Source organism: Enterococcus sp. AZ120 (genome assembly GCF_050546165.1).
Lineage (GTDB): Bacteria > Bacillota > Bacilli > Lactobacillales > Enterococcaceae > Enterococcus > Enterococcus faecalis.
On sequence record NZ_CP172950.1, the window covers coordinates 1,825,816 to 1,850,114 of the forward strand.

Sequence of the window (24,299 nt, forward strand, 5' to 3'; positions counted from 1 at the left end):
TGCTCCTTAACTGTTTTTATTTTGATAATTTTGAAAAAACTTTTCTCTGTCTTTCTCCAACAAGTCTACTTTGGTTGCTTGTTGATACGTAGCTAATTTCTCTTTGTAGCGTGTGTTGATATAGGCATTTTTGCCAAATTGTGGTGCTTCTTCAAACTGTAAAAGTTGCCCTCCTTCCTTATTAAAAATATAAAAGTATTGGTTTTCGTGGTATCCTTTCACCATGGTACCAACAGCTTTTTCACTAAGAATCTCCCCAACAGACAACGAATAAATATCCTCTTTTTGGATTTCTGCACTCTTCAATTGATACGATTCAATAACAAGATTAGGTAATTTATTTTGCCACTCCAATAACGTCTCCTCATAAGATAGGTTCGGAGAGATTGCTTCGGCTATTTTTTCTAATTCTGCTTGCTTACCTGAAAAAGTTGGAATTTCAATTGCTTCAACAAAGTAATCGGTCTTTTTATATTTATCATCCAATTGCTCAAAGGCCTGCCGCAATTCTTTTTGCGTTGGCTTTTCTTTCTCCATTAATTTCTCTTTTATTTGGTCCTGTAATTGTTGATCTTTTGCATCTAAAAATTGCCAGAGCGTTAAACTGCTCTTTTGGTCTTGCCATTCTTTTTTTTCTTGCCCAAATGTTTGTGAGTGGGCTATTTCTAACTCCGTTGCCAGCTGTTTAATCATTTTATGTTGTACTAAATCCTCCGTTGCAACCTTCAGTAGTTCCTGAGTGGGTGATTTTCCGTTATACGTTTTGCGCCAGAAATTTTTCCCAAACGAAGTTAAATTATTCTGATCAGAGAATTGCTTCGCTACACGATTCATATTTTTATCGCCATAAACAATTAATTCTTCGACTTGGATTGCTTCGTTATTAATTATACTTTGCTGGCTGGTAGTAAAAATAACGAGCACAAAAATAGCACCTATCAAAAAGCTACTTAAAATAATTATTTTTTTCTTCATTCGTTCGCTCCCTCCACTTTAATAAACAAGGCAAGAACAAAATAAGCAATCCCACCTTCATTCATTTTCCTGAAAATCGAGATTACTTATTATGTAAAAATTATTTATTCTTTTTTTGCTTTTCATGCAATTTCCCAGTATTTAAATAAATAATCCCTAGGAACAGGACAGGGGTTACAACAAACCCAAACTGTGGCTTCAAAAACATCATTGCAAACATTGAGAATAGTAAAAAAACATTTAGACAGCTGACATACCATTTCCGCAGTCCATAGTAAACAGAAATCCGAAACACATCTTTAAAAGAAGCTTGCGGGTTTCGTACTTGAAAATACCAAGCATTCAGCATAATAGCTAACCCAAAAATTAGCAGAAGGACCATCAACGGAATAAACCATTTACCAATCGTTGTTTTGGCAAAAAAGAATATATCTGTCACACTGATGATGCTACTTCCTAAGCCTAGCAAGCTGATAAGAAAGCCTCTTAACCCAAACTGACGAAACTTTTGAAAAAAAGTTTTAAATGGATCCAGCTCCTTTTCTTCTTTAAAAGTATCGATTAAACCTAAAAGTGCAATCATCCCTGCCCCCATCGGCAGCAACGTTACTACAAAAAGTGGGAGGTTTCGTGGATCAATGTCTAAGCTAATCACCGCTATGAAAAAAGGAATGTTCACTAAGAGAAGCCCTAGATTACCGATAAATAAAATGTAAAGCCAGCGAAAAATTTTCATATAGATATTATTATCAAAGGTTTGCTTAGTAAACATTCAAACTTCCTCCTAATTCTTCATTCCAGATGTAGCAATACCTTCAACAAAGTATTTTTGCATTGCTAAAAAGACAATCCCTACTGGTAAAATAGAAACCACTGATGCGGCCATGATTAAGGCATATTCAGCATCAAATAAACCGACGAACATTTTCAAACCTAACTGAATTGTTTTATTCTCAGTAGAAGATAAATAAATGAAAGGTCCCATATAGTCATTCCATGTATTCACAAAAGTAATAATCGTGAGACTAGCTAAAGCTGGTTTAGTTAATGGTAAAATAATTTTCCAATAAATTCCCCACTCACTTAACCCATCAATCCGCGCGCTTTCACATAGTGAATCTGGAATACTGCTGTAATATTGTTTCAGTAAAAAAACCCCAAATGCATTAAATGCTTGTAATAAAACAAGTGACCATAACGTGTCAGTCAAACCTAATTGACGCATCATAATAAATTGTGGAATCATATACGATTGCCAAGGAATAGCAATTGTTGCGATGTACGTAATAAAAAGTGTATCTCTTCCTCTAAAATTCATTTTTGAAAAGCCATATGCTGCAAAGCTTGAAGTAAATAGTTGAATAATCGTAATCACAATACTTAAAAATAACGTATTTTTAAAGAAAGTTAACAATGGAATGCGTTCCCAAATAACGGAATAGTTTTCTGGATGCCAACTTTTAGGAATCCATTGAATTGGAATGGTGAAAACTTCATTGTTTGTTTTAAATGATGCTGAAACCATCCAAATGAAAGGCACCAAAGTAATTAACGCAAGTAAAGTTAAGAGAATGATTACAAGGATCCCACCAGGTGTGACTTTTTCTGCTTTTTTCGTTTTTGCTTTTCGAGTATTTTCTTTTTTTGAAAAAGTTGCTTCCATCTTTTCTCCTCCTAAACTTTCTCTTGATGTTGATTCCATTTAAATTGGGCCACAGTAATCGCTAGGACGATGATGAATAAGACCATCGCAATGGCTGATGCATAACCAAAATTAAATTTGACAAAGGCTTCATTGTAAATTTCATAAACTAACACATTCGTTGCACGTCCTGGTCCACCACCAGTCATAACTTGAACTAAGTCAAACACTTTGAAACAGTTAATTACAAGCATGATAGTCACGAAAAAGGTCGTTGGTCGTAATGAAGGTAAGGTAACATTTAAAAATTGATTCCATTTACCCGCGCCATCCATTGACGCTGCTTCATATAATTCTCTTGGCACACTTTGTAAACCAGCTAAATACAAAATCATATAATACCCCATAAAGCGCCACACACTAACGATGATAATTGCTGGTAAAGCCCAAGTAGAACTAGATGTCCAGCCAGGAGGATTTTCAATAAATAATTTCAAAAATTGATTAATTGGTCCCATCGTTGGATGAAATAGCATATTCCAAACGACCGCAATCGCAACTAATGACGTTACATAAGGAAAGAAAAAAGCCGTTCTAAAAAATTTCATCCCTCTAATTTTACGATTCAACAAAATTGCTAGTCCTAATGAGCAAATCAATGTTAACGGAACAACACCAATCGTATAGATAAACGTTTGTTTTAACGAAATCCAAAACGTATCATCATGAATCATTTTGGTGAAATTTTTCATTCCGACAAATTCAGGAGTTGAAAAAGAATCCCAACTCATAAAAGCTAAAATCAGTGAACAGATAACCGGGATTAAAGTGAAGAGGAAAAAGCCAATAAAGTTTGGTGCGATAAAAGATAACGCAGTCCACGTATTTTTTCGTCTCAATTTATTTGCTGTTTTTGTTTTTGAAGTAATTTCCATAATTGTATTCTGTTAAGTGAACTTAACAGGCCCTCCTTCCAAACTCAAGCTACATTCTTTATTTAAAAAAATAAGCTGAAATTCATTGTAGGTTACTCATTTCAGCTTATTTTTTTCATCAATCTTTTGTGTTTTTGCAGGAAATAATAGTTAGTCTATCTCTGCTTTGACACGTTTTTCCATGTTAGCAATACCATCTTTTGGTTTTTCGTCGCCGACCATAATTAAATCATGTTCTTCTTGTAATACTTTATCAATTGCGGCACCGTTTTTATCAGATGGGAATTCTAAATTAATTGTATCTGGGTTAAAGGCTTTTTGTGAGACTTCATCTGAAGGCATTCCTTTTCTTGCAAAGTAGATTTTGTCAATTTCATCTGTTTTATAAGAAGGAACCACTCCTACTTCTGCTAAAAGTTTTGCACCTTCTTTACCTGAAGCAAAGTCTAAGAATTTTTGAGCAGCTTTTTGTTTTTTACTGTTTTTATTAATTGCAAAACTTGTCGGTGAGCCAAAGGTAGTTGCTTTGCCTTTTTCTTGTTGTGGTATTTCAGCAATTCCCCATTCGACATTTGTTTTGCCATCATCAATGTTGGTTAATAAAGTCCCCATGTACCAGCTACCCATGTACATCATCGCCGCTTTTGAATTTTCAAATTGTGATTGATACGTTACTTTTGTTGATTTTGCTGTTCCAAAATCCATTTGTGATTGATCTTTTTGCATTCTCAATGCGCGATCATAGTAAGTTTCCATATAATTGTATTTCGGTTCAATTAAATTGGCATTGTTTTGAGCAGCGGCAATTGCTTGAACCGTTGAGCGCCAAGTATGTTGATAGGCACCATATACTTGTTCTTCTGGTTTAGATAATTTTTTCGCTAACGCTTCATATTCATCCCAAGTTAAGTTATCGGGATAGGCAATTCCGGCTTCATCAAACATTTTTTTATTGTAATACAATACCCAGAAATCTGTACGGTAAGGCTGAGCATAGGTTTTACCATCGATTTCATACATCTCGTAACTTGCTTTGGCAGGTTCGATATCTAAATCTTTAACGTGATCGGTTAAATCCACCAATTGATTGCGTAGCGCGTAATTAGAATATGAAAGTAAGTTTTTCATGGTTAAAATATCCGTCGTATCTCCTGATGAAAGCATCGTTGTTACTTTTGTGTCATAATCATCTGAAGCAATGTCCACCGGTTCAATAGTGATATCAGGATTTTCCGCTTCAAAAGCTCTGAATAATTTCTCAAATTCTGGGGTCGTGTCATAATTCCAAGTAGTTACTGTTAATTTTGTTTTGCCATCTTCACTCTTTTCAGTTGCTTTCTTTTCACTTGAACCACCACATGCTGTTAAAGTTACTGCCGCCACCGCTAACAACGCTGCCGCTGTTAAGCCTTTTTTCCAAAATTTCATTTGTACTACCTCCGCTATTTATTATTTTTTAGGAGTTTTCCTCCATGAATTACCAAAAAGAATACCAGCTTTTCGCTAAACGAGTTAACGCTTCCAAATAAAAGTAGTCGCCCCAAATCATGCATTCATCGACTCCTGTATTTGTTTTTTTATCATAGACACCATGAAGCAATAGGCCGTTCGACTCTGGTCGTAAAACCGTTGTATACTTTTCCGCTAATGCTTGTAATAGTTCTAGCGCAACCTTTTCATAATAGCCATGTTTTTCATCATTTAATGGAAGCTGACGAGATAATTCTAGTAAGCCACATGCAGCAATTGCAGCAGATGAGCTATCACGTTCTTCTTCACTCCCTTCATTGAAAATTAAATCCCAGTAACAGATTTTGTCCTCTGGTAATTCTTGAATAAAGTAATCAGCAACATTTTTGGCTGTTTCCAGAAAACTACTATCTCCTGTATATAAATAACTTAACGTAAAGCCGTAAATTCCCCAGGCTTGGCCGCGAGCCCAACAAGAATCATCTGAGTATCCTTGCTGTGTCTTTCCGTACAAGGCTTCGCCTGTTTCCGTATCAAAATAATACGTATGGAACGTAGTGTGATTTTCTCGCACAATATATTTTTGTGTTTGTTTCGCATGATTGTAGGCAGCTTCATAATACTCTTGCTTGCCAGTCATTTTTGCTGCAAAGTATAATAATGGTAAGTTCATTAAACAATCAATAATCATTCTACCTCGTTGCTCTGGATCGTCTAAATTCCCCCAAGCTTGAATAATCTTGGCTTTTGGTGAATAACGTTTCATTAATAAGTCCGCAGCTTGCAAGGCCATTTCTTTTGAGGCCTCATGACCATTGACTTGATAATCTGCAATGGCTGTTAAAATATACAAAAAGCCTATATCATGTGTTTCCAGCTCAATTTGTTCATCCAAGCGATGTTGAAAAGAAGCCATCTGTGTGGTAATCACTTCATCGAACTCTGTTGAATTTGTTAATTCCTTTGCTAAAAATAACATTCCTGGCCAAAAGCTGGCCGTCCAGTCAATATTTTCTTCAGGATAATAAATTTGATTTAAACTTGCCGCGGGTGGAACTAATTCTTTAAATGTCTCTAAATTTCCTCGAACTTTGTTTAAAGCAAAACTGATTTGCTTCGGCAACCACTCAATCTGTCCATTTTCTGTCATTGTGTATTTCTCCCCCTAATTCCCCAAAATTACAACTTTTTCTTCAACTAAAAGCTGATTTTCTTTTAACCTAACTTTAACTGGCTCAATTTGCTCATTCGGTAGTACGCCTGTCACCAATGAAATTAAAAGATGTTTCCCTTTCGACAAGTTTGCTTTCAAATATGGCAACTCCGTTAATGGATAAAGTAAATTTGTATTCGGTTCTGTTCGAATAATCGCAGCTTCAGAAAAGCCGTTGATATTTTCTACTTTTGACACACCTTTTGCATTTTTTACCTCAGCCATTTGATCAGAAACACAAGTGACCTTTTCATCGAAGAGCGGGATTGAGAAGCCACCTTCATAAGCCACTAATGCACGTTGTGTCTCAATTTCGTGGATCCGTAAATGTTGGCCTTCTAATGGTACAATTGTCGTTTTGATTGCTACATCGGACCAAGGATGCCATTGATGAATGATACGATCATCAAGAATTTCGTACTGATCATCTAATCCTTTCGTGCGGAAATAGTGGTCGTCTTCAGCTAAAGCCAAGCAATTATCATAAGCACCTTCGTAATACCAATAATCACTCTTTATAGTACTGAAACCAAAATGGGAAGAATAAACAAATTTACTATATTTATCATGCGCATGAGCTTGATAATTAATAAATTGTCCCGCTGGAAACATTAAACCATGTGTCCCTGCATCATTTACTTGATAGTAGTTCCGACTTTCTGGTGAAGGTAAGTGTTTTTCTGGAAAACTAATAGGCTGTGTTTCTGCTTGCCAATAAGGATGATCTTTTGGAACCGCTAACAAAATGAATGTTTTAAAGGCCCAATAAGGTGAACCAGGACCATTATAGCCTTCGGCAAAGACCATATTTTGATAATCATAACCTACCGACAATAATCCATCTGTTGTAAAAATATCTTTGTTCATCCATTGATGAAGATGTCGGCTGATTAGACCTTTAATCTCACCCCACGGCAATGCTTCAACATCTGCAAAAACTAAAGCACTAAAAAATGACACTTGAGCAAAACGATACGTTAAGCTACGTCCAAAGGGAATCGCTTCTCCTGGCTGAGTAAACCAATATTTAAACTCTTGCGCGAACAAAGTTGCTCGTTCCTTCATAATAGCCACTCTTGCGGTATCTTCCGGGGCAAAACGACAATACAATAAACTATAATAATGAATAGCGAAAGAAACATAATAATCAACTTGTGTCTCGACTCCGTCATAATACCAACCATTACCGACATAAAAACGATCAATTACAGCCAAATCAACAGCGATCTGTTCTTTTGAATACGGCATTTCACAATGTTTCATCGCTAAATTCAGCAACACTCTAAAGAAATGCCAATTATTTGGCGGAATAATGTTTTCATTGGCTTGTATCAGCCAACTGTGTAAATTGTTTTGCTGTTCTTTTGTTAATTGGTCCCACGTTTTTTCTTTGTTTAACAAAAGAAATGTACTTAATGCTGCCATCTCAACAATCAATTGATCATAATCTTTTGTTTTTCCCCAATAAGATGAACTCTCAGGATCGGTTCCTTCGATAATTCCCGTTAGAAAGTCATTCAAATACTCACTTTCATTTTGCGTTACATAAGGACCTAGTCCCCATAATGGTCGTAAAAATGCCTCCGCATCACGTGTCCCTTTAGAATAAACCGTTCCGTGTGTCCCTAAATCCAGATGACCTTGATACTCTCGATCAAAAAACAATTCCAGTGGCGCTAATAAATCTTCAAATCCTTCTGCAACTTCTTCGTATGTTTCAAAAGGATTCTGTCTAATTCGTGGCTGAATCATGATTCTCCTCACTTTCAATTAATGTCCCTTTCAAAAAGCCGTAATATTCTCCGTAAACTGTCACTTCGTCACCAATCTTCAATTTTTTCTTTTGCTCATTAAAAACTTGATATTTACTAGAACCACTTTTCAAAATAAAACGATCACCTTTTTTTATTAAACTGGAACGACTGTCGCTCTCAACAATCTCCCCTTTCAAAGAAATATATTCATTTAAACGAACGTCACCATTTTGTAATTCTGTTTCTGAATAAGACTGTGCCGTTTCCTTTAGATTTTGAAGAGATTCTTCATCAAATTCTTTTTCACCGGATTTACAACCTGTTAAAGCAAGTAAAATTAGTAAAAAAAGTGAAAATCTTTTCACTAAACCACCTTCTCCATCGAATTAAAGCGCTTTCTTTGACTTTATAGTATATTTTTTTAGTCAAAAAATCAATAGTTTTTGCTAAAAAAAAGTAAAAAAAGCTTTTTCTTGCTTTTTTTTACTAAAAAGAAATATACTATATGCTATAATAGTACTTGAGAAGGAGGCATTTAGAATGGCAACTATCACAGATATCGCAAAAGTCGCGAATGTTTCAATTTCAACTGTATCGCGAGTTCTGAACTATGATCCAAACTTATCCGTTACAGAGGAAACCAAGCGAAAAATTTTTGAAGCAGCAGAAACCCTGAATTATACGAAATATAAAACTAAAAATAAAAACAAACAGCAGGAGCAACTGACACCTAACCTTTCCGTACAAACAGCTCCGCAAGAGCCTTCGATTGCCGTCGTTCAGTGGCGTTCAGATGACGAAGAACTAACGGATATTTACTATATGTCGATTCGTTTAGGCGCTGAAAAACGGGCCGAAGAGTTAGGTTACAATATTCTAAAAGTTTCTCAATTGGAACAACATAACCTTCAAGGGATTGATGGCATTTTGGCAATTGGCAAATTCACTCAAAAGACGTTACAAGAGTTGCAGCAACTGCATCCCAATCTTTGTGTAATTGGCAGTAATTTCCCACTGGAAGAATTTGATTCTGTAAATACTGATTTTTATCAAGCAACCGAGATTGCCTTAACCCATCTTTTGGAATTGGGCCACGAAAAAATTGCCTTTATTGGTGCCGAAGAAAGCGAAAACATGTATGGTTTCCGTCGCTATAAAACGCCGACAACCAATGCTTATCTTGACATTATGCAGCATTATCACTTGTTTAACGAAGATTATTTTATCTTAAAAGAAAATGGCATGTTGGATGTCAAAACGGGGGAACAATTGACAGAAGAAGCGTTAGAGAAATGGGGAAATGATTTACCTACTGCGATTCTTGCTTATAATGACGCCTTTGCAATCGGTGTGATACATACGTTAGCCGCACACGGTATAAAGGTTCCTGAAGAAATTAGTGTCATGGGGATCAATGATATCTCTATTTCTCAATATGTCTCACCACCGCTATCCTCTGTCCATGCCTTTACTGAAGAAATGGGCGAGACAGGCATTAATTTATTGCACAAACGAATTCAAATGCCTAGCATTCCTCGTAGAGTCCTGTTAAACACAGAATTGGTTGTCCGCCAATCAACAACTAGCCCACGCCAGAAATAAAAAATAAGGACCGCTCCTATAAAGGAACCGTCCTTATTTTTTATTTGTTTTGACCAAATAATTCAATTTGTGTTAATGCTGGAAATGGTGATGGTTCATCTGCTTGAATTAACTCTGTTAGTATCACCCACTCCGCTGCCCGTTTCGCAAAGGTAAAGCTCTGGCGTTGCTCAGTCTTAACAGTTTTAAAGACCTCATGTGTACCGTCGGAAAATTTTAAAGTCACTTGTTGCCAATAATTATCATGAGGAAAGTCCGCTCGTAATGTTAAGATCACTTTATCCAACAAGACTTCACGCCCAAATTCAATTTTTAATGCGGCATCTAATTGCTGATTAATCCCCCATGATTGATAAGGATACGGCCCATGATAAAGATTAGCAAAGGTACCGTCAATCGCATTGCAAGCAAAAAAAGTGGCATCATTTCGCGTTTCCACGTTGGCAGATGCATGAGGATACGCACCAGTAAAATGTTGTAAATCATGCGGATTTAACGCCCAATTACGATAACTCTTAATTTCTTCTTTAGTGGCAATACGCACACTTATATAAGGTTTCTTGGTTTCAAAACGATACGCTGCTCGCGCTTCGATAGCGTTTTCATTTTTTGTGATTGGAAACGTCCATTTTTGTTCTGGAACATAAATCAAACTGCTGTCAAGCGTAGCATCTAACTTCACCATTAAATAAGTATTGGGCGTATCTAAACAAACTTGAATCACATCGCCGTCTTGTAATTGACAATCCCGAGCAGCTAAACAAACAAAATCTTTTCCTGTAATAGTTAACTCTTTCAAAGAATCTGAATCATCTATCTTAGCTTTTCTAACTTCTTGTTCTTGATTTAAAATCGATAATGAAATACACGTCATATGCTTCCCTCCTAGTTTTACCTTTATTATATATTATTTTAGTAAATTAATCTATTTTTTACTAAAATAATAGCTGATTAAAGAATAAATGTTTAGATCAAAAAAATAAAAAGGCTTTTCTTAAAAGTCTTCTTTTGTTCAAACTGATTATCTTAAGAGTTAAAAAGTGGGATATAAGTTGAGCCGACCCTCAAAAGTTAGATTTCTAGGTCTAACTTTTTGGAGTCGGCTCAAGTCGAAATGACTAATGTCCCACTTTCAATAAAAAAGAATAAATTTATGGTTGTTTCTGATTATCTTCATGACTTATATTACAACAAACATTTTCACTTAACCAAGCTTATTTTAGATAAGTAAAGAATTATTATATATTATTTTGTTAACTTTTCAATAAATATCTTTTCATTTTTATTGATTTTAATAACAAACTCCTTATAAGACTCCACATCATTTGGAATAGTTAGTCCACATTTGATAATTTTGATATCTTCTCGCGGAAAAACATTTTTCTCATATGTTATTCCCTGATTCATTTTTAGCTGAACATTATTTTCTTTGCTTTCATCTGGATATAAGTAAAAGCCTTTTCTTGCCTCAAATCTAAACATATACGCAAGAACTTGTAAATAATCCTTATTTCCAATATTCCCTCTTGGTTTATATTTGGCATCAGCAATTACTCTATTAGCAGAATTTTTGCTAATAAAATCTGGATAAATCAAACCAATCTTCCTGGAGTTAGACGAAAATAGTCGTTGAGCTCCCTGACCACCTTTATTCATAGGATGATAAAAATCAGTATGAATCAAGGAATTTACATACTCTTCCCATAGCCAAGCACCGTCGAAAAGGACTCCATGAACTTGGCTCATTCCAGACCCAAGTTCATGTCTCTCTTCTTGTAAAATCAAGATACACAGTCTTTGTAAAGCTCGATACTCATGATAATATGCATGAATTATTGGTTTTTTCTTGTTCTGTTGGATAATCTTTCTCTTGTCTTGTATAGTATACTTTCCAGTTGCTGCAACAACAGAACTCACCTCGTCTTTTACCTTTCTAAGTAGCATATTTCCATAAGGCTTACGTTTAATAAACTCAATTGTATGTCGGAGTAGTTCCATCACGTAGTTATCATAAGAAAATTCACGCTGTTTATATGAAATATTCCCAATAAATGGTGTATTTTTCTTAATATGTCGTGAAATATTAATTGTTCCTTTAATATGGTCATCATTGTATTCGTTACAAGTATATTTTTTGAAAGTACCTTTCCTCATTGCTTTTTTTAAATAATATGGAAATAAGTATAATAATAAATTCAGCAAACGTTTCTCTTTATTTACATTTGTGCTAAGTTTTAATACATTAGGAAAATCCAGTACTTTTTCAAGCATATATTGTATGAAGTAATCTTGCTGATTAGAATTAAAACGAGACTCAATAACTAATCTCTCATTTCCATATCCTAAAAAACCCATTACATTAGTCATAGCGTAGTAATCATTGATACTCCGTAGTACCATCTGATCCTCTGTGATGTCTGTTGCTTCTTTCAATAATTCAGGAAATATAAATACTCCTTCTTTTTCAAGTTGTTCCAATGTTTTATCAGCAATTAGATTCACAATATTTTTTACAGGTGCAAAGTCTTCTTTCAGATTCATTGTATTATCTTTAACTGTCAATATGTTCATTTTTATCACCTATCGTTGACAAGTATCCATACGCTTGCGCAAATTTTTTCAAGATACGTTCTTCATCATATATCCCACGAATATAGTCTTGAAGTAATGGTGATAAATAGTCTGTCCATAATTGATCAAAGCTTATTTTTTTGATTTTCAAGAAATATGATGCTCCAATGTAATAATTTTCATTTAGTTCAGCTACTTCAGAAATTGCAGTATTCAGTGATTCCATCCGCTTAATGGATTCTTTCTTAAGTTCTTCACCTAAACTTTCCAACATTTCTAATCTATCTTCTGCTCTAATTTCAATAAAACGAAAGCGACGACGCATAGCAAAATCAAAGGTATCAACCGAGCGATCGATATCATTCATAGTTCCTATAATATATACATTATCAGGAATTGAAAATTTTTCATCCGGATTCTCATGTAGATTTGCATATTGGGTCGCAACTTCTCCCACACTTCCTCTATAACCAGGATCGATCGCAAAGAAAAGCTCACCAAAGATTTTAGAGACCTCTCCTCGATTAATTTCATCAATGATAAAGATAAAAGGTTTTAGTTCCTCGTGTTCGACAACTACTTTTTTTGCTTTAAAATTTCTTGCCTTTAAATCCCTAAATATTGCCAAATCGTAAGAGTACCCCTGCGTTCCATTCTGTTTATTGAAAAAAGCAGTAACATCTCTAACCTTATTAAAATTTTCCCCTGATTCAAGCATTTCAAGTAATTCATTTTTATTGAGTTTTAGGGACTTAACTGTTGGATTATCTGGAATAGAAATCTGAATATGCGTTTCATTAACATTCATGATATAAAATTTAGTCCCACGAGTGGTATTTAATTCCTCTATACCAAATTCAATATCTGACAGATAATCATTCAGAAGTTCCAAAGCTGATGCTTGTTTTGCAATTAACTCTATATTTTTCTTTGAGTTATTAAAGTTTTTTTGCGCTTTTTTTATAAACTTAGTAAAAATTCCATCTTCCAACTGAAAATTCATTGAACCATCTTCGTTTGGTTTAGGACGTAATCCTTCAACAAAATCAGAATAATCATAACTTGGATGGAATTGAACAAATTCAATTTGTTTTTTTTGCTCATCGTTCAATAACGTATAATCACAAAAATAACCATTACTTATAATATCTGTAGCAATTTCTTTAGCAAGATATGATTTACCTGTCCCTGGTGCACCACGAAAAATCACATTTTTTGATTCAATTAGAGCATTTGAATATGAGCTATGATAATCTTTAGATTTTTGCTTTACTTCAATAGATTCTATCTGTTGTTCATTTTCTATTTGTTCTTTTTCTTGATATATGAGCACAAATTTATCATCCTTCTTACCAAAACGTTTTAAACATTCCTGAACGAATAAAATAGTAGAAAAAATATTCCAAGAATAAAAAACAAACTTTTTTTCTTCAGAAACATTATAAATCAAATATTCAATGGAATTTCGATGTTGCTTAAATACATCAACACTCGGAAAAATACCACGAATTATTTCAGAATCCCATTTATACTGGCAAATCGGAAAACTTTCTTTTTCATCTGTAGATAGCCTTGTTAACTGACTTTCAAACACCTGACAAGCAATTCGAGGTAACGTTTGATTGGAGCTATTTCGCTCCTTTTTCTCACGTTTACGGATAATTTTTTTGCCATTCGCTTTTTGAAAATATACATCCAATGGTTTATAATTATCACCTATATATAAATTATTCATTGTAAATCTTTCATCAGTAGATATTACATTTTCTGAACTAATAACTAATTCAAACTTTTTTTGTTTCTGATTAATCATGAAATTTAATCTCCTCAAATAATTTTTTCACACAATAACAGACAAACGTAATGACTCTCTTTTACTTTCTTCTCTTACTTTACAAAATACATTATATCATGAAATATACGTTTAAATATGAACTATAATGTAAGTCAAATATTCCTATAAAACCTCACACAAAATCTTTTTTTAATACTAAACTAAATAGGAGGATAAACTTTATAAGTTTATCCTCCTACTTTAGTATTTTTTTAATAGGTCTATAATCCTTCCAAGATAATAATTTTTTTGCTCAATCCACAAATAATCACACTATGCTAAAAAATATCATCTTAGACAATAGTTACATTTCAATCAATACACATATTATTCTTATTTTTTCTGATCATCTTCATCCATTTTCAGAACCGCCATAAAGGCTTCTTGAGGAACTTCCACGGATCCAATTTGTTTCATCCGTTTCTTCCCTTCTTTTTGTTTCTCTAACAATTTACGTTTACGAGAAACATCGCCACCATAGCATTTAGCCAGTACGTTTTTGCGTAAGGCTTTAATATCTGAACGAGCCACAATTTTTTGACCAATCGCCGCTTGAACTGGGACTTCAAACTGTTGACGTGGAATTAGTTTTTTCAGTTTCTCAACAATCGCTTTACCACGCTCAAATGCGAAATCTCGGTGAACAATAAAGCTTAAAGCATCCACTTTTTCAGCATTTAATAGAATATCCATTTTTACTAGACGGCTGGTACGATAGCCAGCCATTTCGTAATCTAAGGATGCATAGCCTTTTGTACTTGATTTCAATTTATCGAAAAAGTCAAACACGATTTCAGATAACGGAATTTCATAAACTACGTTTACACGATAATCGTCTAAGTAATCCATTGTAATGAATTCGCCACGTTTACGTTGTGATAATTCCATTACTGCTCCTACATAATCGTTTGGCACCATGATTTGCGCTTTAACATAAGGTTCTTCCACAGATTCAATCGTTACTGGTTCTGGAAATTCAGCTGGGTTGTCAACAACAACGGTTGTTCCGTCAGTTTTATTAACGTGATAGATTACAGACGGTGCTGTTGTAATTAACTCTAAATTAAATTCTCGTTCCAAACGTTCCTGAACAACATCCATGTGCAGCAAACCTAAGAAACCACAACGGAAACCAAACCCTAAAGCTTGCGATGTTTCTGGTTCAAATTGTAACGCCGCATCATTTAATTGTAATTTTTCTAATGCTTCCCGTAAATCATTGTAGCGCGACGTATCAATTGGATATAAGCCACAATAAACCATTGGATTCATTTTGCGATAGCCTGGTAGTGCTTCTGCTGCTGGATTGTCGGCCAAAGTCACTGTATCCCCGACCCGTGTATCTTGAACCGTTTTAATGCTAGCGGTGATATAGCCCACATCACCAACCATTAAATAATCACGAGCAATTGGTTTCGGTGAAAAAACGCCGACTTCTGTTACATCAAACGTTTTACCGTTACTCATCATTTGGATTTTATCCCCAGGACGAACGACACCGTCAATTACACGGATGTTTAAAACGACCCCCCGATAACTATCGTAAATAGAGTCAAAAATCAAAGCCTTTAAAGGAGCCTCAATATCGCCTGATGGAGCTGGTACATACTCCACCACTTGTTCTAAAATATCTTCAATCCCAATCCCTGCTTTTGCACTTGCTAAAACAGCTTCCGATGCATCAATTCCAATTACGTCTTCAATCTCTGTCCGAACACGCTCTGGATCAGCGGCGGGTAAATCAATTTTATTAATAACAGGTAAAATTTCTAAGTCATTATCCAATGCCAAATAGACATTTGCTAGCGTTTGCGCTTCAATTCCTTGCGCCGCATCAACAACTAGAACAGCCCCTTCACAAGCTGCCAAGCTACGAGAAACTTCGTAGGTAAAATCGACGTGCCCTGGTGTGTCAATCAAATGGAAAGTATAGGTTTCACCATCTTTGGCTGTATAGTTTAATTCAATTGCGTTTAATTTGATGGTAATGCCGCGTTCTCTCTCTAAATCCATTGAATCAAGTAATTGATCTTGCATTTCTCGACTGCTAACTGTATTTGTTTTTTCCAAAATCCGGTCGGCTAAAGTTGACTTCCCATGGTCAATGTGGGCAATGATCGAGAAATTACGAATTTTCTCTTGTCTTGCTTTCATTTCTTTATTGTTCATTTTTTGCCTCATTTCTTTTAAGAAAAGCTAGCTCCCTGCTAGCTTCATCAATCAATTGTTATATTTTAGTTGCCTTTTTTATCAAATTATCATGTTTAAAGGTCTAGGATAATCAGCACTTTTCATTATACCAATTTTTGAAGAAGATTTAAAGCACTTCCCTTTTATTCTTTTGGTTTCGAAAGGCTAACAGAGTTTCGAAAAATTTGGTATACTAAAAACAGTAAATTTATTGGAGATGGAAAAATGGATGAACAAGAATTTCGAAAGCAACTGACTTTAAAGCCTGTTGAGGAAGAACACATTGATCAATTTAATGAACTTCTTTCCTATGTTTTTCAAGTGACTGAAGCAGATATTGAAGAAAGTGGTTTTGAAAACAAGCGGGCATTTATCAAATCAAAACAACCGATTTTAGAACTTTCAAAAGTATTTGGCTGGTTTCACGAAAATCAATTAATTTCACAAATTGCTATCTATCCATGCGAAGTCAATATCCATGGCGCTTTGTATAAAATGGGCGGCGTTACTGGTGTCGGTACCTATCCTGAATATGCCAACCACGGTTTAATGAAAGACTTGATTCAAACAGCATTAGAAGAAATGCGCCAAGATAAACAGTGGATTTCTTATCTTTTCCCTTACAACATCCCTTATTACCGACGTAAAGGTTGGGAAATTATGTCCGACAAGTTATCTTTTAAAATTCGGGATACGCAATTACCAAAAACCGTTCCTGTTCCAGGAATGATTGAACGGTTAGCTGTCGATCACCCAGATGTCTTTGATGTCTATGCGCGATTCGCTCGTCAAAATCATGGCGCGCTCATTCGTAGTGCCTTCAACTGGGAAGAATATTGGCGTTTCGAAAACGAGGAAGAACGGACTGCTGCTATCTATTATGGTGCCAATCAAGAACCTTTAGGAGTACTTTTCTATTGGGTGGCCGATGAGGTATTTCATATTAAGGAAATGTTTTACTTGAACCAAGAAGCCCGAAATGGCTTGTGGAATTTTATTACTGCGCATTTTTCGATGGTTTATTGGGTCAAGGGCGATATCTATAAAAACGAACCATTAGCCTTTCTTTTAGAAGACAGCCAAATTAAAGAAAGCATTGAGCCCTATTATATGGCGCGAATTGTTGATGTCAAAGCCTTTTTAGAAAACTTTCCTTTTGAAAGTACAGCTAAGCCATTCCATTTTGTCGTTAAAGATCCTGTTGCTGAGTGGAATAATGGTATTTTTGGCTTAATTTGGGATGAAAATGATCAAGTAACCATTACGGATGAACCTCTAGGCACCGCCGTTCACTTAGATATTCAAACACTAACTTGTTTAGTCATGAATTACCGACGCCCTTCGTACTTACATCGAATTGAGCGCATTGATACAGATAAAGAAACTTTAAATTCTTTGGAACGGATTTTTCCTGACCAAGAAGCTTATTTTAGTGATTATTTCTAAACCCTTGGATTGGAGACAGACAAATGACAAAAATTTATTTTGCAGGACCTTTATTTTCGCAAGCTGACTTACGTTATAATGACTATTTAGTCGAACAAATTCGACAATTGGATAAAACAATCGATCTTTATTTACCACAAGAAAATGCGGCGATTAACGACAAATCTGCTTATGCCGATAGCAAAATGATTGCCTTAGCAGATACAGAAAACGTCCTTGCTAGCGACTTATTGGTTGCTTTATTAGACGGACCAACCATTGATGCGGGCGTAGCTTCCGAAATTGGTGTTGCTTATGCCAAAGGAATCCCGGTGGTTGCCCTTTACACAGACAGCCGCCAACAAGGTGCTGATAATCACCAAAAGCTTGATGCTTTGAACGAAGTCGCTGAAAATCAATTCCATTATTTAAACCTTTATACAGTTGGTTTGATTAAATTGAATGGTCGGGTTGTTTCTTCAGAAGAGGACTTGTTGGAAGAAATTAAGCAACGATTGTCATAATAAAAAAAAAGAACGAGCGAATTCGCTCGTTCTTTTTTTTACACTTCTTCTATCGGTTCATTTTCAAAAACTAATTGATTGTCTAATAGACTAATCGTGACTTTTGTTTTTGGCATTACTCGGCCAGAAACAATTTCTTTTGCTAATGGTGTTTCGACTTCACGAGTAATGAAACGTTTTAACGGACGAGCTCCATAAGCTGGCTCATACCCATTTTCAGCAATCCATGTTTTAGCTTCATCAGTGATTTCCAACACAATTTCTTGTTGCTCTAAACGATGAGCAAGTTGTGCGGTCATTTTACCAATGATTCCTTTCACATTATCCAAGCTTAATGGTGTAAATAAAATAGTATCATCAATTCTGTTTAAGAACTCTGGTTTAAAGTGTCCTTTTAGAATATTCATGACTTGATTTTCAACTTCTTCTGGAATTGTTCCTTCAGGTGTCACACCTTCCAATAAAAGCTGAGAGCCGATGTTACTTGTCATAATTAAAACCGTATTTTTAAAATCAACGACTCGACCTTTAGAATCTGTCAAACGACCATCATCTAAAACTTGTAATAAGATATTAAAGACATCTGGGTGCGCTTTTTCAATTTCGTCTAATAAGACAATTGTATAAGGGTTTCGACGAACAGCTTCCGTTAACTGGCCACCTTCTTCATAACCAACATAGCCTGGAGGGGCACCAACCAAACGAGACACGGCATGTTTTTCCATGTATTCACTCATGTCAATCCGTACCATATGATCTTCAGAATCAAACAAATCTTCAGCTAAGGCTTTAGCAAGTTCTGTTTTACCAACACCAGTTGGTCCTAAGAAAAGGAACGAACCGAGTGGGCGATTTGGATCTTGTAAGCCTGCTCTTGAACGAATCACCGCATCACTAACAGCATCGACGGCTTCATCTTGACCAATCACACGTTTGTGTAATGTTTCATTCAGTTTCATTAATTTTTCTCGTTCGCCTTCAACTAATTTTGTCACAGGAATGCCGGTTAAACGACCGACCACTTGCGCAATTTCGTTTTCAGTAACCGATTCTTGTACCATTTTGACGTTATCTTTAGCGTTCTTTTCTTCCAATTCTTTCAATTCATGTTCTAATTGTGGAATTGTTCCATGACGCAAAACAGCAGCTCGTTCTAAATCATAATTATTTTCAGCATCTTCTAATTCGTGTTTTGCTTTATCAATCTCTGCACGTTTGTTGGAAACCGCATTAACTTCTTCTTTTTCCGTTTCCCATTGCATTTTCATTGAGTTGGCTTCTTCACGCAAATCTGCTAATTCTTCTTGCAAGTTGGCTAACCGTTTTTTACTTGCATCATCTGATTCTTTTTTCAAGGCCGCTTCTTCAATTTCTAGTTGCATTAACCGACGGGTTACTTGATCGAGCTCTGTTGGCATCGAATTCATTTCCACTCGAATCGTTGCGCTTGCTTCATCGACTAAGTCAATCGCTTTATCTGGTAAGAAACGATCAGTAATATAGCGATCGGATAAAGTAGCAGCAGCAACTAAAGCATTGTCATGAATATTCACGCCGTGGTGAATTTCAAATCGTTCTTTTAAGCCACGCAAAATAGAAATTGTATCTTCTACTGTTGGTTCTTTGACTAATACTTTTTGGAAACGACGTTCTAAGGCTTTATCTTTTTCCATATATTGGCGATATTCATCAAGCGTTGTGGCACCGATTAAATGCAATTCACCACGTGCTAGCATCGGTTTTAATAAATTTCCAGCGTCCATACTGCCTTCTGTTTTACCAGCTCCGACGATATTATGAATTTCATCAATGAATAAAATGATTTTGCCATCACTTTTTTTCACTTCTTTTAAAACAGCTTTTAACCGTTCTTCAAATTCGCCACGGAATTTTGCTCCCGCAATTAAGGCGCCCATATCTAAAGAAAAAATGGTTTTATCTTTTAAGTTTTCGGGGACATCTTTACGAACGATTCGTTGTGCTAATCCTTCAACAATCGCTGTTTTACCAACACCTGGTTCACCAATTAAGACTGGATTATTTTTAGTTTTTCTTGATAAAATCCGAATAACGTCACGAATTTCTTCGTCACGACCAATGATTGGATCTTGTTTTCCTGCTTTTACTTGTTGTACTAAGTCAACACCGTATTTTTCTAGTGCTTTATATTGTTCTTCCTGGTTTTGAGAAGTCACACGATCTCCTCCTCTCATCTCTTCAATATTTTTTCTTAACTCTTTTTCCGTAATGCCTTGTTGCATTAAATATTTTGTTAAACGATAATTTTTCAATTTCATTAAAGCTAAAAGTACAATTTCGGTTGATAAAAATTCATCTTGGAATTCTTCTCGAAGTGAATCAGCTTCTTGCAATAAATGGAACAAATTTTGACTTAAATTTTGACCATATTGCACATTACCGCCCGCCACACTTGGATATTCATCTAACGCGTTATCTACTTCTCGTTCAAATGCGTCAACATCTAAACCAGCATCTGTGTAAAAATTACGTCCAAAATGGTTTGGTTGAAGAAAAATTTTCCATAAATGTGCGATATCAATTTCTTGATGTTGCCGTGTCACCGCAACTTTTTGAGCTTCAGCAATCGCCTCTTGAAGCGTGGTTGTCATTTTTTCAATATTCATAAACGATCCCTCCCGTTTATTATTTTGTCTTTTTTATTTTAACATTCTTTACAATTATTATTATCCGACTTTTGATGGATTTCTTCAAAAGTTAAGGTATCTGTAAACCTTATAAATTTATTATACTCCATTGGTCAGTAAAGGTCAATAAATAATTTGACCTTTTTTGACCTTTTTGATAAAAAAAACCTAAAACAACTAAATATCACTGTTTTAGGGCTTTTTTCGCAATCACAACTAGTTTGACCAACTCTTTATTGCTTTGATTTATTAAAAATAAAGTTTTAACGTAAGATACTTTTTATCGGCATAGCTAACCAAAATAGCCAAACTGGTTATCGCTAAAAATAATTCGTACTCATAACCACTAAAACCACTTGCCAAACCAAAAGAAAAAATAGCTCCGACTAAAACTGCTATGAATCCTACTGATACCAAAGGAATTAAAAAGCCAATAATCATAAATAATCCACCAATTAATTCAATTGCTGCTACACCATAAACAAAAAGACTTGGCAAACCAATACTAGCAAAAAACGCTAAAGTATCTTCCAATGACGTTACTTTCATCACTCCATGAATTAGCATCGTCACCCCTAGCCAAATTCTAATCACTTGAATGCCTCGCTGTTGTTTATCCATACTTCTCCTCCTTTGTTTGCATTAAATAGTTAATGTAACTATTTAAGTTACATTATAAAGGATAAATCGAAAAAAGTATAGAAAAAAACAAACGTATTTAACAATACGTTTGTTTTTTAATCCTTCATTTTATAACATTATAAGAGAAAAGCGAGAAGAATCATCCTTCTTCTCGCTTTCTTTTTATCCTAAACCAACACGTTCAAAAATCGTGTCAACATTTTTTAAATGATAATGGTAATCAAAGGCATCATCTAGCTCTTCTTTTGATAAGACAGATGTAATTTTTTCATCCGCATCTAGCAACGGACGGAACGCCGTTTGATGATCCCATGCGTAAGCTGTTTTTGGTTGGACCAGATCATACGCTTCTTCACGTGTCATGCCATGATCAATCAATTTTAACAAGACACGTTGGCTATAAATTAGTCCATAGGTCGCATCCATGTTACGCTTCATATTTTCTGGGAAGACCGTTAAGTTTTTGACAATATTACCAAAACGATTCAACATGTAATTTAGCAAAATCGTCGTATCGGGAATAATAATCCGTTCAGCAGACGAGTGAGAAATATCTCGTTCATGCCATAAACTCACATTTTCAAAGGCAGTAATGACATGACCACGAATCACACGTGCCAAACCAGTCATATTTTCAGAACCAATTGGATTCCGTTTATGCGGCATTGCCGAAGATCCTTTTTGTCCTTTTGCAAAAAATTCTTCTACTTCACGTGTTTCTGATTTTTGTAGACCACGAATTTCTGTTGCAAATTTTTCAATACTTGTCGCAATTAATGCCATGGCAGAAACATACTCTGCATGTAAATCACGTGGTAAAACTTGTGTCGAAATCTCTTGAGCACGGATCCCCAAATGTTCGCAAACATATTCTTCAACAAATGGTGAAATATTGGCAAAGGTACCTACGGCTCCACTGATTTTACCTGCTTCGACACCTTTGGCTGCATGTTCAAAACGTTCAATGTTGCGTTTCATTTCAGAATACCACAACGCTAATTTCAAACCAAATGTAGTCGGTTCTGCATGAACGCCATGCGTTCTTCCCATCATGACCGTATGTTTATACTCTTTGGCTTTGGCTCCGACAATCTCCGTAAATGTTTGTAAATCTTTCCGTAAAATATCATTCGCCTGTTTCAATAGATAACCATAGGCAGTATCCACAACATCTGTGCTGGTTAACCCATAGTGTACCCATTTTCGCTCTTCACCAAGCGTTTCTGAAACGGCACGAGTAAAAGCGACAACATCATGACGTGTTTCTGCTTCAATTTCTAAAATACGTGCAACATCAAATGATGCATTTTCTCGGATTTTTTGTACATCTTCTTTAGGAATCTCGCCAAGTTCTGCCCAAGCTTCATCCGCCAAAATTTCAACTTCTAGCCATGCCTTGTAGCGGTTCTCATCTGTCCAAATTGCGCCCATTTCGGGTCTTGTATAACGATCAATCATTGTGCCTTATCCCCTCTTTACTCCTCAATTTTTGAAAAATAATTACGACCAAATCTTTGTTTCTTTAATTTCTTCCAGTGTTTCATCGATTTCTTTGGTTAATATAGTAATATGCCCCATCGCTCGTTGCGCTTTTGCTTCACTGTGCCCATAATAGTGGAAATGCCAATCTGGATGTTCATTAATAATGTCCATCGTTTCATAGGCTTCATTCCCAAGCACATTGACCGTAACCGCTTCTGACAACAGTTGAATCGTTGGCATTGGCCAATTACATAAACCACGAATATGCGTATCATATTGGCTAAAAGAACAAGCATCTATAGAAAAATTCCCAGCATCTTCTGGACGAGGTAAAATTTTATTTACATAAATCCCGCCTGTTTCTGTATAAAACATTTCAATTGAAAGGGTGCCGACTAAACCAACTGCTTTAGCAATCACCTTAGCAATTCGTTGCAACTCACCACTGACTTCTTCATCAATTTGGGCTGGTGCAATGGTTTCATGTAGCTTACGCTCTTTTTTAATTGTTTCCACAACTGGAAATGTCGCAAATTCGCCACGACCATTACCAGAAATCAGAACAGATAATTCTTTTTCGTAAGGAATCCAAGCTTCCAAGACACAGGTTCCTTCTCTCAGAAGATTCATGGATGGCGCTAAGTCTGAAGTACTATGTAGTACATAACGACCTTCCCCTCGCGTGTTCTTCAAGATACACGGGTAGCCAATGCCATCAATTGCTTCTTGAATATCAGTCGGACTAACAATCGTTGCATAAGGGGCAATCACAATATTATTATCTTCCAAGAAACTTTTTTCCATTAAGCGATCTTGCGTAATCGCTAAAATGTCTGTTCCTTGCGGTATATTCGCCAAATGTTGAATCGCTGTTAACGCATCAACATCTGCATGTTCAAATTCATACGTAATCACTTGGGCACGTTTTGCCAATTTCTCTAACGCTTCAGGATCATTATATGCTCCTAATAATTGCCAATCGGCAACTTGTGCAGCAGGACAATCAATTTGTGGATCTAGCACACCCACTCGAAACCCCATTTCTCTTGCACTAAGGGCCATCATTTTTGCTAAATGTCCGCCACCAATGATACCAATCACTTGACCAGGTAATAGTGGTTTATCCAAGTTCATCACAACTTTCCATCACAGTTTTATCCTTAAAATCCTTCTGCGGTTTCTCGTCGCAGTCTAGCCTTTAAGAGTGCTCTTTTTACATGATACAAGGAAAAAGGCTCAACTTCAAGTGCCAGCAGTGTTTCCATTAGGTTTTCTCATCAGAATTTATTAACATACTTTAGGATAAAACAGCGGTAACTTACTACTCGTCTCTTTGTAACCAAGCTTTTTTCTCTTTTTCTCTTCAAATTGATG

The 24,299-nt window shown here is 35.7% G+C and carries 19 protein-coding genes; 3 read left to right on the plus strand and 16 right to left on the minus strand.

Going from position 1 to position 24,299, the window contains the following annotated elements; translation table 11 throughout:
* Positions 1-6: 6 nt before the first annotated feature.
* The 8 genes from IGJ46_RS08810 to IGJ46_RS08845 form a co-directional block, all read right to left on the minus strand.
* On the minus strand, positions 7-975 hold the full coding sequence (locus IGJ46_RS08810) for a hypothetical protein (protein WP_430613760.1): 969 nt from the start codon (positions 973-975) through the stop codon (positions 7-9).
* A 100-nt stretch (positions 976-1,075) separates the two neighbouring features.
* Complete coding sequence (locus IGJ46_RS08815) at positions 1,076-1,747, minus strand: hypothetical protein (protein WP_002389246.1); 672 nt, start codon at positions 1,745-1,747, stop codon at positions 1,076-1,078.
* A gap of 12 nt (positions 1,748-1,759) precedes the next feature.
* Positions 1,760-2,677, minus strand: a complete 918-nt coding sequence (locus IGJ46_RS08820; RefSeq protein WP_002383582.1) for a carbohydrate ABC transporter permease — start codon at positions 2,675-2,677, stop codon at positions 1,760-1,762.
* Entirely contained in the window at positions 2,650-3,552 is a 903-nt protein-coding gene (locus IGJ46_RS08825) for a carbohydrate ABC transporter permease (RefSeq protein ID WP_002356840.1), read from the minus strand. Before IGJ46_RS08825 ends, IGJ46_RS08820 begins: the two co-directional genes overlap by 28 nt.
* A gap of 150 nt (positions 3,553-3,702) precedes the next feature.
* On the minus strand, positions 3,703-4,980 hold the full coding sequence (locus tag IGJ46_RS08830) for an ABC transporter substrate-binding protein (protein WP_002359868.1): 1,278 nt from the start codon (positions 4,978-4,980) through the stop codon (positions 3,703-3,705).
* A gap of 49 nt (positions 4,981-5,029) precedes the next feature.
* Positions 5,030-6,172, minus strand: coding sequence for a glycoside hydrolase family 88 protein (locus IGJ46_RS08835; RefSeq protein WP_002356837.1), 1,143 nt, complete (start codon positions 6,170-6,172; stop codon positions 5,030-5,032).
* Positions 6,173-6,187: 15 nt separating this feature from the next.
* A complete protein-coding gene (locus tag IGJ46_RS08840; RefSeq protein ID WP_002359866.1) occupies positions 6,188-7,987 on the minus strand; it encodes a DUF2264 domain-containing protein in 1,800 nt (599 codons plus the stop codon).
* Complete coding sequence (locus tag IGJ46_RS08845; protein WP_002356835.1) at positions 7,968-8,354, minus strand: hypothetical protein; 387 nt, start codon at positions 8,352-8,354, stop codon at positions 7,968-7,970. Before IGJ46_RS08845 ends, IGJ46_RS08840 begins: the two co-directional genes overlap by 20 nt.
* A 175-nt stretch (positions 8,355-8,529) precedes the next feature.
* Between IGJ46_RS08845 and IGJ46_RS08850 the strand changes: the two genes are divergently transcribed.
* Entirely contained in the window at positions 8,530-9,591 is a 1,062-nt protein-coding gene (locus tag IGJ46_RS08850) for a LacI family DNA-binding transcriptional regulator (RefSeq protein ID WP_002356832.1), read from the plus strand.
* Positions 9,592-9,631: 40 nt separating this feature from the next.
* Here the strand turns inward: IGJ46_RS08850 and IGJ46_RS08855 are convergent, their stop codons facing one another.
* The 4 genes from IGJ46_RS08855 to lepA form a co-directional block, all read right to left on the minus strand.
* Positions 9,632-10,465 (minus strand): hypothetical protein, encoded by an 834-nt coding sequence (locus tag IGJ46_RS08855; RefSeq protein ID WP_002388277.1) that lies wholly within the window; start codon positions 10,463-10,465, stop codon positions 9,632-9,634.
* A gap of 371 nt (positions 10,466-10,836) precedes the next feature.
* Positions 10,837-12,132 (minus strand): 5-methylcytosine restriction system specificity protein McrC, encoded by a 1,296-nt coding sequence (locus IGJ46_RS08860; RefSeq protein WP_306297583.1) that lies wholly within the window; start codon positions 12,130-12,132, stop codon positions 10,837-10,839.
* 10 nt (positions 12,133-12,142) lie between these two features.
* The gene (locus IGJ46_RS08865) at positions 12,143-13,975 is read right to left on the minus strand and encodes an AAA family ATPase (protein WP_086318067.1); all 1,833 of its coding nucleotides are present in this window, start codon (positions 13,973-13,975) and stop codon (positions 12,143-12,145) included.
* A gap of 354 nt (positions 13,976-14,329) precedes the next feature.
* Positions 14,330-16,165, minus strand: coding sequence for a translation elongation factor 4 (gene lepA, locus IGJ46_RS08870; protein ID WP_002362155.1), 1,836 nt, complete (start codon positions 16,163-16,165; stop codon positions 14,330-14,332).
* Between the two features lie 246 nt (positions 16,166-16,411).
* On the opposite strand from lepA, the gene IGJ46_RS08875 reads away from it, so the two are divergent.
* Both IGJ46_RS08875 and IGJ46_RS08880 read left to right on the plus strand, forming a co-directional pair.
* Entirely contained in the window at positions 16,412-17,632 is a 1,221-nt protein-coding gene (locus IGJ46_RS08875; protein WP_218391199.1) for a GNAT family N-acetyltransferase, read from the plus strand.
* 23 nt (positions 17,633-17,655) lie between these two features.
* Positions 17,656-18,135, plus strand: a complete 480-nt coding sequence (locus IGJ46_RS08880) for a nucleoside 2-deoxyribosyltransferase (protein ID WP_002385777.1) — start codon at positions 17,656-17,658, stop codon at positions 18,133-18,135.
* A gap of 38 nt (positions 18,136-18,173) precedes the next feature.
* Here the strand turns inward: IGJ46_RS08880 and clpB are convergent, their stop codons facing one another.
* The 4 genes from clpB to purK form a co-directional block, all read right to left on the minus strand.
* Positions 18,174-20,780 (minus strand): ATP-dependent chaperone ClpB, encoded by a 2,607-nt coding sequence (gene clpB / locus IGJ46_RS08885; protein WP_002356811.1) that lies wholly within the window; start codon positions 20,778-20,780, stop codon positions 18,174-18,176.
* 270 nt (positions 20,781-21,050) lie between these two features.
* Positions 21,051-21,422 carry a DoxX family protein gene (locus IGJ46_RS08890; RefSeq protein ID WP_002359784.1) on the minus strand — a complete coding sequence of 124 codons (372 nt, stop codon included), beginning with the start codon at positions 21,420-21,422 and terminating at the stop codon, positions 21,051-21,053.
* Between the two features lie 183 nt (positions 21,423-21,605).
* Positions 21,606-22,901, minus strand: coding sequence for an adenylosuccinate lyase (gene purB, locus IGJ46_RS08895; RefSeq protein WP_002356808.1), 1,296 nt, complete (start codon positions 22,899-22,901; stop codon positions 21,606-21,608).
* 42 nt (positions 22,902-22,943) lie between these two features.
* On the minus strand, positions 22,944-24,059 hold the full coding sequence (purK, locus tag IGJ46_RS08900) for a 5-(carboxyamino)imidazole ribonucleotide synthase (protein ID WP_002404127.1): 1,116 nt from the start codon (positions 24,057-24,059) through the stop codon (positions 22,944-22,946).
* Positions 24,060-24,299 lie beyond the last annotated feature (240 nt).

Bases quoted from the DNA above. Each gene is read 5' to 3' on its own strand.
- IGJ46_RS08810 (WP_430613760.1), bottom strand. From the start codon at position 975: ATGAAGAAAAAAATAATTATTTTAAGTAGCTTTTTGATAGGTGCTATT.
- IGJ46_RS08815 (WP_002389246.1), bottom strand. From the start codon at position 1,747: ATGTTTACTAAGCAAACCTTTGATAATAATATCTATATGAAAATTTTT.
- IGJ46_RS08820 (WP_002383582.1), bottom strand. From the start codon at position 2,677: ATGGAATCAACATCAAGAGAAAGTTTAGGAGGAGAAAAGATGGAAGCA.
- IGJ46_RS08825 (WP_002356840.1), bottom strand. From the start codon at position 3,552: ATGGAAATTACTTCAAAAACAAAAACAGCAAATAAATTGAGACGAAAA.
- IGJ46_RS08830 (WP_002359868.1), bottom strand. From the start codon at position 4,980: ATGAAATTTTGGAAAAAAGGCTTAACAGCGGCAGCGTTGTTAGCGGTG.
- IGJ46_RS08835 (WP_002356837.1), bottom strand. From the start codon at position 6,172: ATGACAGAAAATGGACAGATTGAGTGGTTGCCGAAGCAAATCAGTTTT.
- IGJ46_RS08840 (WP_002359866.1), bottom strand. From the start codon at position 7,987: ATGATTCAGCCACGAATTAGACAGAATCCTTTTGAAACATACGAAGAA.
- IGJ46_RS08850 (WP_002356832.1), top strand. From the start codon at position 8,530: ATGGCAACTATCACAGATATCGCAAAAGTCGCGAATGTTTCAATTTCA.
- IGJ46_RS08855 (WP_002388277.1), bottom strand. From the start codon at position 10,465: ATGACGTGTATTTCATTATCGATTTTAAATCAAGAACAAGAAGTTAGA.
- IGJ46_RS08860 (WP_306297583.1), bottom strand. From the start codon at position 12,132: ATGAATCTGAAAGAAGACTTTGCACCTGTAAAAAATATTGTGAATCTA.
- IGJ46_RS08865 (WP_086318067.1), bottom strand. From the start codon at position 13,975: ATGATTAATCAGAAACAAAAAAAGTTTGAATTAGTTATTAGTTCAGAA.
- lepA (WP_002362155.1), bottom strand. From the start codon at position 16,165: ATGAACAATAAAGAAATGAAAGCAAGACAAGAGAAAATTCGTAATTTC.
- IGJ46_RS08875 (WP_218391199.1), top strand. From the start codon at position 16,412: ATGGATGAACAAGAATTTCGAAAGCAACTGACTTTAAAGCCTGTTGAG.
- IGJ46_RS08880 (WP_002385777.1), top strand. From the start codon at position 17,656: ATGACAAAAATTTATTTTGCAGGACCTTTATTTTCGCAAGCTGACTTA.
- clpB (WP_002356811.1), bottom strand. From the start codon at position 20,780: ATGAATATTGAAAAAATGACAACCACGCTTCAAGAGGCGATTGCTGAA.
- IGJ46_RS08890 (WP_002359784.1), bottom strand. From the start codon at position 21,422: ATGGATAAACAACAGCGAGGCATTCAAGTGATTAGAATTTGGCTAGGG.
- purB (WP_002356808.1), bottom strand. From the start codon at position 22,901: ATGATTGATCGTTATACAAGACCCGAAATGGGCGCAATTTGGACAGAT.
- purK (WP_002404127.1), bottom strand. From the start codon at position 24,059: ATGAACTTGGATAAACCACTATTACCTGGTCAAGTGATTGGTATCATT.